This window comes from Mesorhizobium sp. Root552 (assembly GCF_001427285.1).
Classification (GTDB): Bacteria; Pseudomonadota; Alphaproteobacteria; order Rhizobiales; family Rhizobiaceae; genus Mesorhizobium.
Genome location: NZ_LMFV01000001.1, coordinates 50,560 through 64,670, shown reverse-complemented (window position 1 = coordinate 64,670; position 14,111 = coordinate 50,560). Strand labels below are relative to the sequence as shown.

Genomic DNA, 14,111 nt, shown 5'->3' with positions numbered 1-14,111 from the left:
CCGAATTGACGCGCTTTAGTGGATCGCGACCGTGGTCAGGTCGTTTTCCATGGCACCTGCCAAGGCGCGGTCACGCGCGTCCGACAGCAGGATCGGCTGGCCATTTGCCGAGAAGAGGGCCCACAGTTCCAGTCCGGGCGCAATTTCATCGAGGCCCGGAAACCGTCCGCGCAGGTCGTCGCTCGACACTTTCCTCAGATAAGCCACTGATCCTTCGCCGAGATGAGCGAATTCACCGTTGGTCATGGCCATTTTTTCAATGCTTCTTGCAGCAGTTCTGGTCATTTTAAGCCTCCTATCCGCGAGGCGCCTTCATCGGCCGTCCCGCTTGAGAGCCATCGGCAAAGATCAGTCTTTCACCGATATGTTTATTTTCCGTACCTGCCTTTCGGCCTCCGGGCGGTCGAGATCGATCGACAACAGTCCATTCTTTAGGTCCGCTCCGATCACGCGCATGCCGTCGGCCAGGACGAAACAGCGCTGGAACTGACGCGCCGCGATTCCGCGGTGGAGAAATTCCCGTTCCGTGTCGTCACTCTGGCGGCCACGCACGACCAGCTGACTTTCCTCGGTGGTGACATCCAGATCGCATTCGGCGAACCCTGCCACCGCCAGCGTTATCCGCAGCTTCTCGGTCGACCCGTCAGGGCCGCGCAGACGTTCGATATTGTAAGGCGGATAGCCGTCACCGGATTTCGCCAGGCGTTCCAGTGTCTTTTCCATCGCATCGAAGCCCAGAAGCAGAGGGCTGGAAAAGGGCGTCATTCGAGTCATCGCATTCCTGTCCTCTTTAGAGCGACATCACCCGGAAAAACCCTGTTGGCATTCTTCCGATTGTTGTTGATATGGTCCGCCAAGACGGCAAATTCAAGCGACCAGGCTTTCGCTGCACAAGGAATTGAAATGTCCGACAAACGCAGGATCATCATCGATACCGACCCCGGCCAGGATGACGCCGTGGCCATTCTCCTGGCGTTGGGCAGCCCGGAACTGGAAGTCGTAGGTATTACAGCTGTTGCCGGCAACGTGCCGCTCAAGCTGACCGAAAAGAACGCACGCAAGATCTGCGAACTTGCAGGTCGCCCGGACGTCAAGGTTTATGCGGGCGCCATTCGCCCGTTCATGCGCCATCTGGTCACCGCCGAGGAGGTTCACGGCAAGACCGGGTTGAACGGACCGGAATTGCCGGAACCGAAGATGAAGCTTCAAGATGAGCATGCGGTCGATTTCATCGTCCGTGCTCTGATGGAGGAAGACAGCGGCACCATCACGCTTTGCCCGCTTGGTCCTCTCACCAACATTGCCTTGGCGCTCATCCGCGAGCCGAAAATCGCATCGCGCATCAAGGAGATCGTTTTGATGGGCGGTGGGTTCTTCGAAGGGGGCAATGTTACCCCGGCCGCCGAATTCAATATCTACGTCGATCCACACGCCGCCGATGTCGTCTTGCGGTCCGGCATACCGATCGTAATGATGCCGCTCGACGTTACACACAAGGCGCTGACTTCGGCCAAGCGTATCGCAGCTGTTCGTGCGCTCGGCACTCGCGTCGGCGAAGCAACCGCTCAAATGCTGGAATTCTTCGAACGGTTCGACGAGGAAAAATACGGTACCGATGGCGGTCCGCTGCACGACCCTTGCGTGATCGCCTATCTTTTGAAGCCGGACCTGTTCAAGGGCCGCTCCTGCAACGTGACGGTCGAGACCGCGTCGGAACTTACGATGGGAATGACCGTCATCGATTGGTGGGGTGTCACAAAGCGGCAGAAAAACGCTCTGGTCATACGAGACATCGATTCAGACGGCTTTTTTGCGCTGCTGACTGAAAGGCTGGGCCGTTTGTAGGCTCAGCCGGCGCGCGCACCTGCATGCCAAGACATGGCGGCCTCGTATGCCGCGGCTGCCTTGAGCACCGCCAGGTCGCCACGTGGGCGGCCGATCAGTTGCATGCCCATCGGCCTGCCTTGAACATCGAACCCCACCGGGACATTGACGGCAGGACAGCCGCCAAGCGTGGCGAAAGCCGAGACCTGCATCCAGCGATGATAGCTGTCCATGGCTCGTCCGGCCACTTCGCGAGGCCAATGCAGCGTCACGTCGAAGGGGAACACCTGAGCCGTTGGCAGCGCCAGAAAGTCAAATCGTTCGAATAGCGATAGCAGCGTCCGGTACCAGGCCGAGCGGGTAACCGAAGCGGCGTAGATTTCGGGAGCCGTAAGGACACGCGCGCCCTCTGCCTCCCATATCGCTTCCGGCTTCAGCAACTGACGTCTGTCTGCATCCTCATAGAGCACGTTCAGAGCTGCGCCACTTGAAGCCTGGCGTAGCGTGACAAACGCCTGCCATAGCAGTTCGAAGTCGAAATCGGGGACCAAGGGTTCGGTCGAAAAGCCCGGGAACCGGATCAGCGCAGCTTCGCACAGGTCAAGAATTCCCGGCTCCATCGGCAAATGCCCGCCAAGGTTGCCCAACCAGCCGATATGGCCTTTCTGCGCGGGCGCCTTGAGGCCATCGAGGAAAGATGCCGGCTTTTCATAGGACAGCGGCGCTTGCGCATGATAGCCGCACTGCACGTCCAGCAGCATCGCAAGATCGCGGACAGTGCGGCCCATCGGCCCTTCCACGCCCATCTGCGCATGGAACACTTCCGGGTTGGGCCCTCCCGGGACCAGCCCCTGGGAAGGCCGAAAACCGAAGACGTTGTTGTATGCGGCCGGGTTACGAAGCGAGCCGCCAAAATCGCTTCCATCGGCCACCGGCAGCATGTCGAGCGCGAGCGCAACGGCCGCACCGCCGCTCGATCCACCGGCTGTAAGCGCTGGATCGAAGGCGTTTAAGGTCGGACCGAACACCGGGTTGTAGGTGTTGGAGCCAAGTCCGAATTCAGGCACGTTGGTCTTGCCGACAATAATCGCGCCTGCTTTGCGGATACGCTCGACGAAGAACTCGTCTTCTTCCGGCATGAAATCGGCGAAGATCGGCGAGCCGAACGTGGTTAGCAGCCCTTTCGTCAGGGCGAGGTCCTTAATCGCGATCGGCAGGCCAAACAGAGGTCCGGCTTCGCCTCCGCCCGCAAGGTGGCTGTCGGCCGTGTCCGCTTCGTGCAGGACATCTGCACGGTCGCGCAGTGAGACGACGGCGTTCACGAAAGGGTTAACCACCTCGATACGGTCGAGAAACGAGGTCACCACCTCGCGCACCGAGAGGTCGCGTTGCCTTATCGCTGCTGCGAGTTCGGTTGCAGGCTGGCGGCAAATTGAACTGGCTGGCGGTACTGCGTGCTTTGTCGCCGGAGATACGATGCTCATGTCAGTTAGCCGAGGGCCTTGTCCACGTCGGACGCCAGAGGGATCGCCGGTTGCGCGCCCGGCTTCAAGCATGCCAGCGACCCTGCCGCCGCCGCCCGCGCCAAGGCTTGTTCCAAGGGTAGTCCAGTGGAGAGAGCAGCAGCGAAGTAACCGCAAAACGTGTCGCCGGCGCCGACCGTATCCACGGGCTTGATCTTGAGTGCCGGCACTTGATGGAAGCCGTCAGGCGTCGCGGCCAGGACGCCTTCACCGCCCAGTGTCACGACAATCGTGTGGCCCGTCTTGGCAGCGAAAGCGCGCATGCGATCGGCGCGGTCGCCATCTCCGAGTTTCAGCAAAACGCAGTTCAGGTCGAACTCGGTTTCATTCGCCACAACGTAGTCGGCCTTGGCCAGATAGGTCGCCGCCTCGTCGCGATACGGTGCGGTATTGAGCACGCTGACGGCACCAGCCTCTCGGGCAGTGTCCAGCGCCGCATCGACAGTGTTGAGCGGGATCTCGTGCTGTAAAAGCACGATATCGCCCTTGCCCAGCCTTGCCTTCGCAAGATCACCCGGCACGACGGCGCCATTGGCGCCGGCCACCACCGCGATCATGTTCTCGCCATCGCCGCCTACGAGGATCAGGGCTGTTCCGGTGGATGCAGAACTTTCCGTAACGCCGGTCAGGTCAACGTTGCCGCCTTGCAAAAGGGCTAGCGCTTCGGCGGCGAAACTGTCCTTGCCGACAGCGCCGATCATGCGCACCGAAGCGCCCGCTCGCGCTGCCGCAAGCGCCTGATTGGCGCCCTTGCCTCCGGGCGCGGTGGTGAAGCTGGTTCCCTGCAACGTCTCGCCGGCAGCCGGCAGGCGCTCGAGATTGGCAATCAGGTCGAGGTTGATCGAGCCGATGACGATGATCATGGACGAGAAAGCCTCCGGGTTTCACCCGAAGGCTTATCGCGTAGGAGACCAATTGGAAATATGGTGCGTGGGACGCAGCGACAAATCAACCGGCGGAAAGTTGTCCTGCTTCCCATCCGAGGATCGCGCGCTTGCGGGTCAGGCCCCAGTGATAGCCGGTCAAGGCGCCTGACTTGGCCAGCGCCCGGTGGCAGGGAACCACGAAGGATATCGGATTGGCGCCGCAAGCCGCACCGACGGCGCGCGAGGCTTTCGGTTCGCCGATATCGGCGGCTAGAGACGAATAGGTGCGGGCGCGCCCCAGCGGAATGCGCAACAGCGCTTCCCAGACACGCACCTGGAAGTCGGTGCCGATCATGACGACGCGCAGGGGCTGGTCGGCCCGCCAGCGCGCCGGATCGAAGATGCGGGCGGCGTAAGGCTGGGTTGCCCCCATGTCCTCGACATAGTTGGCGTTTGGCCAACGACCCGACATATCGGCGAAGGCCGCCTGCTCTTCGCCCGGATCGTTGAACGAAAGCCCAGCGAGGCCACGGTCCGTCACCATGATCAAGGCAATGCCGAAGGGCGAGATGTGATAGCCGTAGCGGATCGTGAGCCCTGCGCCTCGCATCTTGTAGTCGCCGGGCGACATCGCTTCGTGGGTCACGAACAGATCATGCAGGCGTCCGGGACCTGACATGCCGACCTCAAGCGAAGCCTCCAGCAACGGCAGACCACTGTCCAAAAGCCTGCGGGCATGGTCGAGTGTCACCGCTTGCAGGAACGCCTTGGGCGACAGGCCGGCCCAACGGGTAAACAGTTTCTGCAGGCCGGTCGGCGTCTCGCCGACTTCCTCGGCCAGAACCTCCAGAGAGGGTTGATCGCGATAGTCGAGGCTGATCTTTTCAATCGCCCTGCGCACGACCTCGTAGTCGTTGCCGGAAGGCGTGATGTCTTTTTCGAGAATGGCGGACGGCTTCATCTGTGTCTGTGCGTTCATGGATTTTCTCCTTGAGCGCCAATATCGATGTGATGAGGTGGTTTCTCCACCCGATTCCTGCACGAAAGCAGGATTATTCAGCGCATTTTCGCGGTGGAGAGAGCATGCGAGAATGCCGTTGCAAAGCTTTCGCGGTCGTCGGGATTGAGAAAGCCGCCGATTGGCACAGTCTTGCCCCGCGCTTCCACGGCCATGCGGGTGATGCCGATTTCGGAGTGGCGCGCCACCGAAAAGCGGGTCCAGAACGGATTGAAGCGATGGGCTTCAGATTTGCCGGAAGGCGCGACTTTACGGATATCGAGTGCGGTGCGCGACACCGAAACCTCTTCGCGGGCTCGGGCGGCACGATAGTTCAGCCTAAAGGCAACGTAGATTGCAAGCACGTCCAATCCGAAGAAGCCGAATACGGGCCATGCGCCATGTGCCAGGAAGAAAATGCCGGTTACGGCCCAGCCTGCCAGCAGCGCGCCTATAAGGATCATGAAACCGGTGCGGCCGAGCGATCTGTGCGGCGTCAGAAGCGCCTTGAAAAAGGGCTCGTCAGCGGCGAAGTCGGCATTTGTCTCGGTCATGCGGCGATACTATAGGAAGGGCATGACCAAGCCCAAGCCCAAAAATAGTCCGGCCTCAAAAAACGACCCGGCGTCGGCGTCGCGCGTCGCAACGAAAGCCAAGGCCAGCACCCGTAGCGTCCGATCGAAGTCGCTCTACAGCGCGGCCGAAGTGCATGAGATATTCCGGCGCTTTTCTGTGCAGAGACCTGAGCCGAAAGGCGAGTTGGAACACGTCAACGCCTTTACGCTGCTGGTGGCGGTGGTGCTGTCGGCGCAGGCGACAGACATTGGCGTCAACAAGGCGACGCGCGCCTTGTTCAAGGTCGCGGATACGCCGGAAAAGATGCTTGCGCTTGGGGATGCGAAGGTCGGCGACTACATCCGGACCATTGGTCTCTGGCGTAACAAGGCCAAGAACGTGATTGCCCTCTCCGAGGCGCTTATTCGCGATCACGAGGGGGTGGTCCCAGATGACCGCGACGCGCTGGTCAAGTTGCCGGGGGTCGGGCGCAAGACGGCTAACGTCGTGCTCAACATGGCTTTCGGCCAGCACACGATGGCGGTCGATACGCACATATTCCGCATTGGCAACAGGCTTGGCCTTGCACCGGGCAAGACGCCCGAACAGGTCGAACGCGGGTTGGTCAAGATCATTCCCGATGAATACATGCGCCATGCCCACCACTGGCTGATCCTGCACGGACGCTATGTATGCAAGGCCCGCAAACCGGATTGTCCTTCGTGCGTTATTGCCGACATCTGCAAAGCCGCCGAGAAGACCACCAGCATCCCAGCGCCGCTTGTCGAACTCGGACCAACTGAGCCGATGGCATTGGCGGCCCTATAGGCCGTAGCCGCGCGCCATCGCTGCAGCGAAAACGGGAATCAGCAAAAAAACAATCGCCTGCGCCAGAATTGCCTTTCGCACGGAGGCGAGTTCGTCGTCCGGCACCTTGAAGGCCGCATTGCCGGCACTTTGGCGATTCCATGCGATAATCCGCATGGTTGGCCTGATGGACAGCAACCCGACGATGGCAAAGGCTGCGATCTTTGCCCAGAAAACCCAGTTGTAGACGTAAAATTCCCAACCTTTCAGGCCGTAGAGAACACGCGCCAGCCCAGCAATGATGACCAGCATTGCGATCATGCCGTAGTGGCGGTCGATGCGTCCGAGACGCCGCAGGGTCGAGGCGTCCAACGTGTTGCGTATCAGAACGAATTCCGCCGCGATGATGCCTGCCAGCGAAAACACCAGAAGGTGGTGGAGGATGGCGAGGATGAGATCGGTGGTGTCCATGGCTAGCTCCGGCTTGGCTTGGATGCGAGGGGGAAGTTAGCAGCCGTACGTGAAAAGCCCATACGGAAACGCCATCCGCTGGATGTTGACGCCATCTGCTGACAACCTACCTTTGTCGAATGACCGGATTGAAGCGTGCCATCAATGTCATGCCGCAGGACGTGCGTGCGCTATTTGATGCGCGCGGGCTGGCGCAAGCCTACGCCGAGCGTCCAGCCTATCAACGCAACGACTATCTTGGCTGGATCGCCCGCGCCAAACGAGCTGAAACGCGCCAGAGACGCGTCGACCAGATGCTGGATGAGCTTCAGCGCGGCGGCGTTTACATGAACATGGTCTGGCGCGGCTGAACGTTCAGTCTTCTTCAATCCTGGAGTATGAACTCGATGACGTTATCGCGTACCAGCGCTCCGGTCCTGGAAACGGAGCGGACGATCCTGCGGCCTCACAAGCTTGACGATTTCGACGCATACTGCGCCATGGGAACCGAGCCAGCCGTCTTTCGCTTCATCGGCGGCAGAGCGCGCACACGCGAGGAGAGTTGGCAAAGGCTGCTCCGGCATGGCGGCATGTGGTCGTTGATAGGCTACGGGTTCTGGGCCATCGAGGAAAAGGGCAGCGGACGCTTCATCGGCGAAGCCGGGTTCCACGATTTGAAGCGGGATATCGTGCCTTCGATCGAGGGTGTACCCGAAGCAGGTTGGGGTTTTGTGTCCGATGCTCATGGCAAAGGAATTGCCACCGAGGTGGTCAGCCGGTTTCTCGCATGGGGAGATGAGGTTTTCGGCCGTGTGCGGACCGTCTGCATTGTCGACCCCGAGAACACCGCATCACTGAATGTCGCGCAAAAATGCGGCTACCGGGAGGTCCTGCGTACCCTCTACAACGAGCATGATACGATCCTGCTCGAAAGGACCGGCCGTTCTTGAGCGGCACGGCTTCCAGGATCTATTTTTCTGATAGCCTTGCCCTGGCATCTTGAGCGGCCTGCTCGAGATCGTGGGCATCGTTGCCGAAAGCGCGTGTTGCCTGTGCTGCCGCTTCCAGCAGGGGAGGCGTCATACGCAGCAGGAACGCCCGATCCACGCGGGAACGTGGCCCGGCCAGTGTCATGGCCCCCAGCAATGCGCGGCCCGGACCGAATACCGGGGCCGAGATGCCGGAAGTCTCAGGGTCGCGGTCGCCGATCGACAGCCAGCAATAGGCGGAGCGAATCTTGTCGTTTTCCGCACCCTGTTCACCTGAAAAGGCCGACAGCACCCTTCCGCCTGAACCGAGACCGAGTGGCAGCGTATCGCCTTCGCGTACGGTATAGCGAATAGGGTGCTTGGATTCGATCCGGTACAGGCACGTTCTCACGTCGCCCGCGCGAACGTAGAAGGCAACGCTTTCCCAACTTAGTTCGGCCAGATCGCGCATAACGGGCAACAGGATTTCTGCCGTTACCACAGACCGTTGGTAAAGGGTGCCGAGGCGGAATGCCCCCTGACCGATACGATAGCGGCCATCTTCCGACCGCTCCAGCAATTGTCCACGCAAAAGTGATCCGCATATCCGCAGGATCGTACTCTTGTAGAAACCGGTGCGTGTCGCGATTTCAGCAAGGCTGAGCGATGGATCGGATGCCGTGAATGCGCCAAGAATCGCGATGGCGCGATCCAGGGCGGCGACGCCTTCGCCAGCCGGTCTGTCCTGCCCTTTGGATTTGCGGCGTGTGTCCACGGTCTTTCCTCGTTTTCATATAGTTTTCCTGTAAATGTGCGTTCTGTCTAGCAGAATGATGTTCCGCTTGACAGAACGAGGTCGGGATTGCACATTTTTTGACGACGGGCCCTATCGCGGGTACGTTTCGCAGGCGCCAGGAGGAGGCGCCACAGACTGGAGGAACCTCATGTTGAATAGACGCCGATTCCTGGCGGGCACCGCTATGGCTGGTGTGGCCGGGCTGGTAGCATCGCACACTACGCTCGCACTTGCGCAGGATGCGCCGCAGCTTTCGATCTTTGTGCCTGCCGCTCCTGGCGGTGGCTGGGACCAGACGGCCCGCACGATGGATCAGGTAATGCGCAAGGAAAACCTGATTTCGGGCTCGCAGATCACCAATGTGGGCGGCGCCGGTGGCGCCGTCGGCTTGCCACAGTTCGTCAGCCAATGGGCAGGCAAGGGCAATTCGCTGATGGTGGCAGGCATGGTCATGGTTGGCGCGTTGCTGACCAACAAGTCGCCTGTCACGTTGGACCAGGTAACGCCGATTGCCCGCCTGACCGGTGAGTTCGAGGCGATCGTCGTGCCTGCGGCATCGCCGTTCAAGACGGTGCAGGAATTCGCGGCCGCCCTTAAGGCGGACCCGACCAAGGTCCCAGTCGCCGGCGGTTCCGCTGGTGGTTCAGACCATATCCTGTTCGGCCTGATTGCCAAGACTGTCGGCGTTCCGGCAACCAGCCTCTCCTATGTGCCGTTCGCCGGTGGTGGCGAGGCATTGGCAGCCTTGCTCGGCAATCAGGTCGCTGCGGGCATTTCCGGCTACGGCGAATTTGCAGAACAGGTGAAGGCTGGAACGCTGCGGCTGCTTGCAGTGTCTTCCGGAGAACGCCAGGAAGGTATTGATGCGCCAACGCTGAAAGAATCCGGCATCGACGTTGAACTGTTCAACTGGCGTGGCGTGTTCGCGCCTCCCGGTATTTCGGACGACGACAAGGCAGCCATGATTGCGCTGGTCGAGAAAATGGCGGGTTCGGCCGCGTGGGCCGAAGAGTGCAAGAACCGCAACTGGTCGTCGATCCTGCTCACCGGGGACGACTACGTGAAGTTCGTCAACGAGGACAGGACGCGTATCGAGGCGATCCTGAAGGATCTTGGCCTCGCATAGGAAAGTGGAGGGGCGGCGGAATGCCGCCCCTCAATCTTTTCCTGCAGTTGCCCGACGACATGTCTCCGCGTCGTTGGTGCTGAGTCGGATACTCCGCCAGGGCGCGGTCGTCTCGGGAGGTGAGAATGAGCAACGGCGAACAGCCTGCCGTACAACCGCGCCTTGCGGTCCCTGAATTCTTGATCGGCCTTGGCATGCTGGCGGCGTCAGGCGCAGCCCTTTGGCAGACCTTGGCGATCCCGATTTCGCCGCTCTACTCTAAGGTCGGTCCGACAGTATTTCCCTATATCACCACCGTGGGCATGACGGTGCTTTCCGTGCTGCTGATCGTGAAGGCGCTCCGCGGTGGCTGGCAGCCCGAGGAAGAAAAGGAAACACCGACTGACTGGAAAGCGATGGGGTTTGTCGTTGCCGGTCTGGTCGCCAATCTCGTGTTGATCCAGCCGCTCGGGTTCACCGTTGCATCGGTCGCGATGTATGTGCTGGTCTGTTACGGCTTTGGCAGCCGCAACCCGTTGCGCGATGCGTTGATCGGACTGGTGCTGGCGCTCGCCGCCTATTTCGGCTTTGCCAAGGCGCTCGGCGTCAATATCGGCGCCGGTTTCATCGAAAACCTGCTGGGAGCCTGACACATGGACACTCTCAGCCAACTGGCGCACGGCTTTGCAGTCGCCTTCACGCCCGTCAACCTGCTCTGGTGCCTGCTTGGCACGACGCTCGGTACGGCCATCGGCGTGCTGCCGGGTCTGGGGCCGGCGCTTACCATCGCTCTCCTTTTGCCCATCACCTACCAGGTTGCGCCAGAAGCATCGTTCATCCTGTTTGCCGGCATCTACTATGGCGCCATGTATGGCGGTTCGACCACCTCGATCCTGCTCAACACGCCGGGCGAAAGCGCCACGATCGTCACTGCACTGGAAGGTAACAAGATGGCCCGCTCGGGGCGAGGCGGTGCAGCACTTGCCACCTCCGCCATCGGTTCCTTCGTGGCAGGCACGATAGGCACGCTGGGCGTTGCATTCCTTGCCCCAGTCGTCGTCGGCATCGCGCTGGCTTTTGGGCCGGCGGAGTATACCTCGCTGATGGTGCTGGCTTTCATAACGGTTTCCGCCGTGCTGGGCTCCTCGGCGGTGCGTGGCCTTACCAGCCTGTTCATCGGGTTCGTCATCGGGTTGATCGGCGTCGATCTCCAGACCGGACAGCCACGCTTCACGTTCGGCTCGACGGAACTGCTTGACGGCATCGATGTCATCATCGGTGCGGTTGGCTTGTTCGCTGTCGGCGAAACGCTTTACGTTGCCTCGCGCCGCTATGCCGGCAAGGACGAAATCGTGCCGCTGCGCGGTTCGCTCTACATGACCGCGCAGGAGTGGGGTCGTTCATGGAAAGCCTGGATCCGTGGCGCGTTCATTGGTTTCCCCATTGGGGCAATGCCGGCGGGCGGTGCTGAAATCCCGACCTTTCTCTCCTACGCATTGGAAAAGAAGCTTTCCAAGCACAAGGAAGAATTCGGTACTGTTGGCGCCATCGAAGGCGTAGCCGGCCCGGAGGCCGCCAACAACGCTTCGGCGGCGGGCGTTCTGGTCCCCATGCTGACGCTCGGCCTGCCGACATCGGCGACGGCCGCGATCATGCTCTCCGCGTTCCAGAGCTATGGCATCAATCCCGGACCCCTGCTTTTGACAACGCAGGGCAACCTGGTCTGGGGGCTGATCGCCAGCCTCTTCATCGCCAACGTCATCCTCGTCATCCTGAACTTGCCGCTGATCGGTCTTTGGGTTCGCTTGCTGAAGATTCCCGCACCGCAGATGTATGCGGGCATCCTGGTGTTCGCCACCGTCGGCACCTACGGTATCTCGCGGTCGGTCACCGATCTGGTCGTGCTCTACCTGCTTGGTGCGGCAGGGTTCCTGATGCGCCGTTTCGACTTCCCGACGGCGCCAGTCATCATCGGCATGATCCTCGGACCTTTGGCGGAAGCGCAGTTCCGTCGCGCCATGACCATCTCCAATGGCGACTGGACGGTATTCTTCACTCACCCGCTGTCACTGTTCCTGCTGACATTGGCAGCGCTCGGCATGTTCGGGCCGATGGTCTGGTCCTACTACGACCGCAAACGGTTGCGTGGACCCGAACATGTCCCGGGCGACGCCTGAGCGGTAGGCTGACGTGATAGACCTGCTTGCCGGAATACGGGTTCTCGACCTTACCAATGTGTTGGCCGGGCCTTATTGCGCCTATCAATTGGCGTTGCTCGGAGCTGATGTCATAAAGGTCGAGGCCCCGTCCGGTGGTGACCTGGCAAGGCAACTCGGTGCCTCCGCCAAGCTCAATGAAGCCGGCATGGGCGCATCCTTTCTCGCGCAAAATGCCGGCAAGCGCTCCGTCGTGCTCGATCTCAAGGATGCCGGCGACCGGGAGCGCTTTCTCGATCTTGTCGCGACGGCGGATGCATTGGTGGAAAATTTCCGGCCGGGCGTCATGGCGCGACTTGGCCTGGGCTACGAAACCTTGAGGGAAGTTCGGCCAAGCCTCGTCTATTGTGCGATTTCGGGTTTCGGGCAGACCGGCCCGATGCGCGACAATCCGGCCTATGACCAGATCATCCAAGGCCTGTCGGGCATTATGAGCATCACCGGCACGCCAGAGACTGCGCCGCTTCGTGTTGGTTATCCGGTGGCAGACACACTTGGCGGGCTAGTCGGCGCGTTTTCCATCGCTGCCGCACTGGTACGGCAGAAGACGAGCGGGCAGGGCGCGTTCCTCGACGTGTCGATGCTTGAGTGCACGCTGTCGGCCTTGGGCTGGCCGGTCTCCAATTACCTCACAGCCGGTGTCGATCCGCGCCCCATGGGCAATGACAATATGACCGCTGCACCCTCCGGTACGTTCCGAACGGCCGACGGATTGCTCAATATCGCCGCTAACAAACAGGAGCAGTTCGTCGCCTTGTGCCGGCTCATTGGAGCGCCGGAATTGGCGCAGGATTCGCGTTTTGCAGAGCGCGAGGCGCGCAAACTCAACCGCAAGGCCCTGACGGTCCTGATCGAAGCTGCGCTTGTCGCCGAGCCGGCGTCGATTTGGGAGGAACGAATGAACCGGGCCGGCATTCCTGCCGGTCGCGTGCTGACAATTCCGCAAGTCCTCACCGAGCCGCAAGTTATGGAGCGCAAGCTGACAACCCGTTTTGAAACGGTTCCGGGCGTCGAAGGACCGTTGACCGTTGTTCGTGGCGGGGTACTCGTTGATGGAGAGGCCCCATCGCCCGCCGTGCCGCCACCTGCTCTTGGCCAACACATGGATGAGCTCTTCTCAAGCCTGCCCAAGCGCGCGGGTGCGCCGGCATGAGTGAGCGGGATAAGGATGAAGGCCGCAGCCGTGGCGAGCAGTGGTGGGAAACTTCCATCATCGAGATGATGCCCGGCATCATCCGCTTGCGCGGCTACGAGATCCAGGATCTCATCGGGCGCGTCAGTTTCCCTGCCATGATCTGGTTGATGCTGCGTGGCGAACTGCCGGGCGAACAGCAGGCCGAGCTTCTGGGCATCGCGCTTGGCGCTGCTGTGGATCACGGTCCGCAAGCGCCGTCGATCGCCATTGCCCGTATGGCAGCTACCTGCGGCGTCGGCATCAACAGCGCCATGGCCTCCGCCATCAACGTCCTCGGCGATGTGCATGGCGGGGCGGGAGAACAGGCGCTGGCGTTCTATGGGGATATTGCAGCAGCCATGGATGCCGGCGCGGCAATCGAGCAGGCCGTCGCCTCCAGCTTGGACAAGTTCTTTGCGGAGGATCGCGGCTATGTGCCCGGCTTCGGCCATCGCTTCCATCCGATCGATCCCCGCGCCCCGCGTCTTTTGGAGATCACCCGGAACTTTGCCGCCCGTGGTGTGGTTGGTGGCCGATTTGCGGCCATTGCCGAAACGATAGAGGCGGAAATCGCGCGCCGGAAAGGCAAGCAGATCCCGCTCAACATCGACGGTGCCACGGCCGTCATCTATGGCGAACTCGGATTTCCGCCGCCGCTGACGCGTGGCCTGTTCGTGTTGTCGCGTTCTGTCGGCATCCTTGCCCATGCATGGGAGCAGTCGCAACGTGGCGAGCGCAACAAGGGGCCGCTGCCGCGTGAGTGGCTGTGGGCCTATTCCGGTGCCCTGAAGCGTGGGCTGCCTGACGAGGACGACACAGGCGGTTAGCGC

Annotated in this window: 17 protein-coding genes; 9 read left to right on the top strand and 8 right to left on the bottom strand. The window is 61.0% G+C overall.

What is annotated here, in order from left to right:
• Nucleotides 1-15 precede the first annotated feature (15 nt).
• Nucleotides 16-285 carry a DUF1150 family protein gene (locus ASD50_RS00340; RefSeq protein WP_056234115.1) on the bottom strand — a complete coding sequence of 90 codons (270 nt, stop codon included), beginning with the start codon at nucleotides 283-285 and terminating at the stop codon, nucleotides 16-18.
• A gap of 63 nt (nucleotides 286-348) precedes the next feature.
• Nucleotides 349-774, bottom strand: a complete 426-nt coding sequence (locus tag ASD50_RS00335; protein WP_056234112.1) for an Hsp20 family protein — start codon at nucleotides 772-774, stop codon at nucleotides 349-351.
• Between the two features lie 129 nt (nucleotides 775-903).
• On the opposite strand from ASD50_RS00335, the gene ASD50_RS00330 reads away from it, so the two are divergent.
• Nucleotides 904-1,845 carry a nucleoside hydrolase gene (locus ASD50_RS00330; protein WP_056234699.1) on the top strand — a complete coding sequence of 314 codons (942 nt, stop codon included), beginning with the start codon at nucleotides 904-906 and terminating at the stop codon, nucleotides 1,843-1,845.
• A 2-nt stretch (nucleotides 1,846-1,847) separates the two neighbouring features.
• On the opposite strand, the gene ASD50_RS00325 is transcribed toward ASD50_RS00330, so the two are convergent.
• The 4 genes from ASD50_RS00325 to ASD50_RS00310 form a co-directional block, all read right to left on the bottom strand.
• On the bottom strand, nucleotides 1,848-3,308 hold the full coding sequence (locus ASD50_RS00325) for an amidase (protein WP_200952361.1): 1,461 nt from the start codon (nucleotides 3,306-3,308) through the stop codon (nucleotides 1,848-1,850).
• Between the two features lie 5 nt (nucleotides 3,309-3,313).
• Nucleotides 3,314-4,210 (bottom strand): ribokinase, encoded by an 897-nt coding sequence (locus ASD50_RS00320; RefSeq protein WP_056234109.1) that lies wholly within the window; start codon nucleotides 4,208-4,210, stop codon nucleotides 3,314-3,316.
• A gap of 85 nt (nucleotides 4,211-4,295) precedes the next feature.
• A complete protein-coding gene (locus ASD50_RS00315; RefSeq protein WP_056234106.1) occupies nucleotides 4,296-5,192 on the bottom strand; it encodes a methylated-DNA--[protein]-cysteine S-methyltransferase in 897 nt (298 codons plus the stop codon).
• A 77-nt stretch (nucleotides 5,193-5,269) separates the two neighbouring features.
• A complete protein-coding gene (locus tag ASD50_RS00310) occupies nucleotides 5,270-5,764 on the bottom strand; it encodes a DUF2244 domain-containing protein (protein ID WP_056234102.1) in 495 nt (164 codons plus the stop codon).
• A 22-nt stretch (nucleotides 5,765-5,786) separates the two neighbouring features.
• Between ASD50_RS00310 and nth the strand changes: the two genes are divergently transcribed.
• Nucleotides 5,787-6,593, top strand: coding sequence for an endonuclease III (gene nth / locus ASD50_RS00305; RefSeq protein ID WP_056234097.1), 807 nt, complete (start codon nucleotides 5,787-5,789; stop codon nucleotides 6,591-6,593).
• Here nth and ASD50_RS00300 read toward each other — a convergent pair.
• On the bottom strand, nucleotides 6,588-7,043 hold the full coding sequence (locus ASD50_RS00300) for a DUF2214 family protein (protein WP_056234094.1): 456 nt from the start codon (nucleotides 7,041-7,043) through the stop codon (nucleotides 6,588-6,590). The two genes, nth and ASD50_RS00300, sit on opposite strands and share 6 nt — an antisense overlap.
• Before the next feature lie 119 nt (nucleotides 7,044-7,162).
• Here ASD50_RS00300 and ASD50_RS00295 point away from each other — a divergent pair, with 119 nt between their 5' ends.
• Both ASD50_RS00295 and ASD50_RS00290 read left to right on the top strand, forming a co-directional pair.
• The gene (locus ASD50_RS00295) at nucleotides 7,163-7,393 is read left to right on the top strand and encodes a YdeI/OmpD-associated family protein (RefSeq protein ID WP_056234091.1); all 231 of its coding nucleotides are present in this window, start codon (nucleotides 7,163-7,165) and stop codon (nucleotides 7,391-7,393) included.
• Between the two features lie 36 nt (nucleotides 7,394-7,429).
• Nucleotides 7,430-7,972: a GNAT family N-acetyltransferase gene (locus ASD50_RS00290; protein WP_413813856.1), complete on the top strand. Its 543-nt coding sequence runs from the start codon at nucleotides 7,430-7,432 to the stop codon at nucleotides 7,970-7,972.
• Nucleotides 7,973-7,991: 19 nt separating this feature from the next.
• Here ASD50_RS00290 and ASD50_RS00285 read toward each other — a convergent pair whose 3' ends face one another.
• Entirely contained in the window at nucleotides 7,992-8,765 is a 774-nt protein-coding gene (locus tag ASD50_RS00285) for an IclR family transcriptional regulator (protein WP_056234083.1), read from the bottom strand.
• A 205-nt stretch (nucleotides 8,766-8,970) separates the two neighbouring features.
• Between ASD50_RS00285 and ASD50_RS00280 the strand changes: the two genes are divergently transcribed.
• The 5 genes from ASD50_RS00280 (at nucleotide 8,971) to ASD50_RS00260 (ending at nucleotide 14,108) form a co-directional block, all read left to right on the top strand.
• Nucleotides 8,971-9,912 (top strand): Bug family tripartite tricarboxylate transporter substrate binding protein, encoded by a 942-nt coding sequence (locus ASD50_RS00280; protein WP_413813859.1) that lies wholly within the window; start codon nucleotides 8,971-8,973, stop codon nucleotides 9,910-9,912.
• A gap of 125 nt (nucleotides 9,913-10,037) precedes the next feature.
• Complete coding sequence (locus ASD50_RS00275) at nucleotides 10,038-10,541, top strand: tripartite tricarboxylate transporter TctB family protein (RefSeq protein ID WP_056234074.1); 504 nt, start codon at nucleotides 10,038-10,040, stop codon at nucleotides 10,539-10,541.
• 3 nt (nucleotides 10,542-10,544) lie between these two features.
• Entirely contained in the window at nucleotides 10,545-12,068 is a 1,524-nt protein-coding gene (locus tag ASD50_RS00270) for a tripartite tricarboxylate transporter permease (RefSeq protein ID WP_056234069.1), read from the top strand.
• A 13-nt stretch (nucleotides 12,069-12,081) separates the two neighbouring features.
• The gene (locus tag ASD50_RS00265; protein WP_056234067.1) at nucleotides 12,082-13,260 is read left to right on the top strand and encodes a CaiB/BaiF CoA transferase family protein; all 1,179 of its coding nucleotides are present in this window, start codon (nucleotides 12,082-12,084) and stop codon (nucleotides 13,258-13,260) included.
• Complete coding sequence (locus tag ASD50_RS00260; protein WP_056234063.1) at nucleotides 13,257-14,108, top strand: citryl-CoA lyase; 852 nt, start codon at nucleotides 13,257-13,259, stop codon at nucleotides 14,106-14,108. Before ASD50_RS00265 ends, ASD50_RS00260 begins: the two co-directional genes overlap by 4 nt.
• Nucleotides 14,109-14,111: the final 3 nt, after the last annotated feature.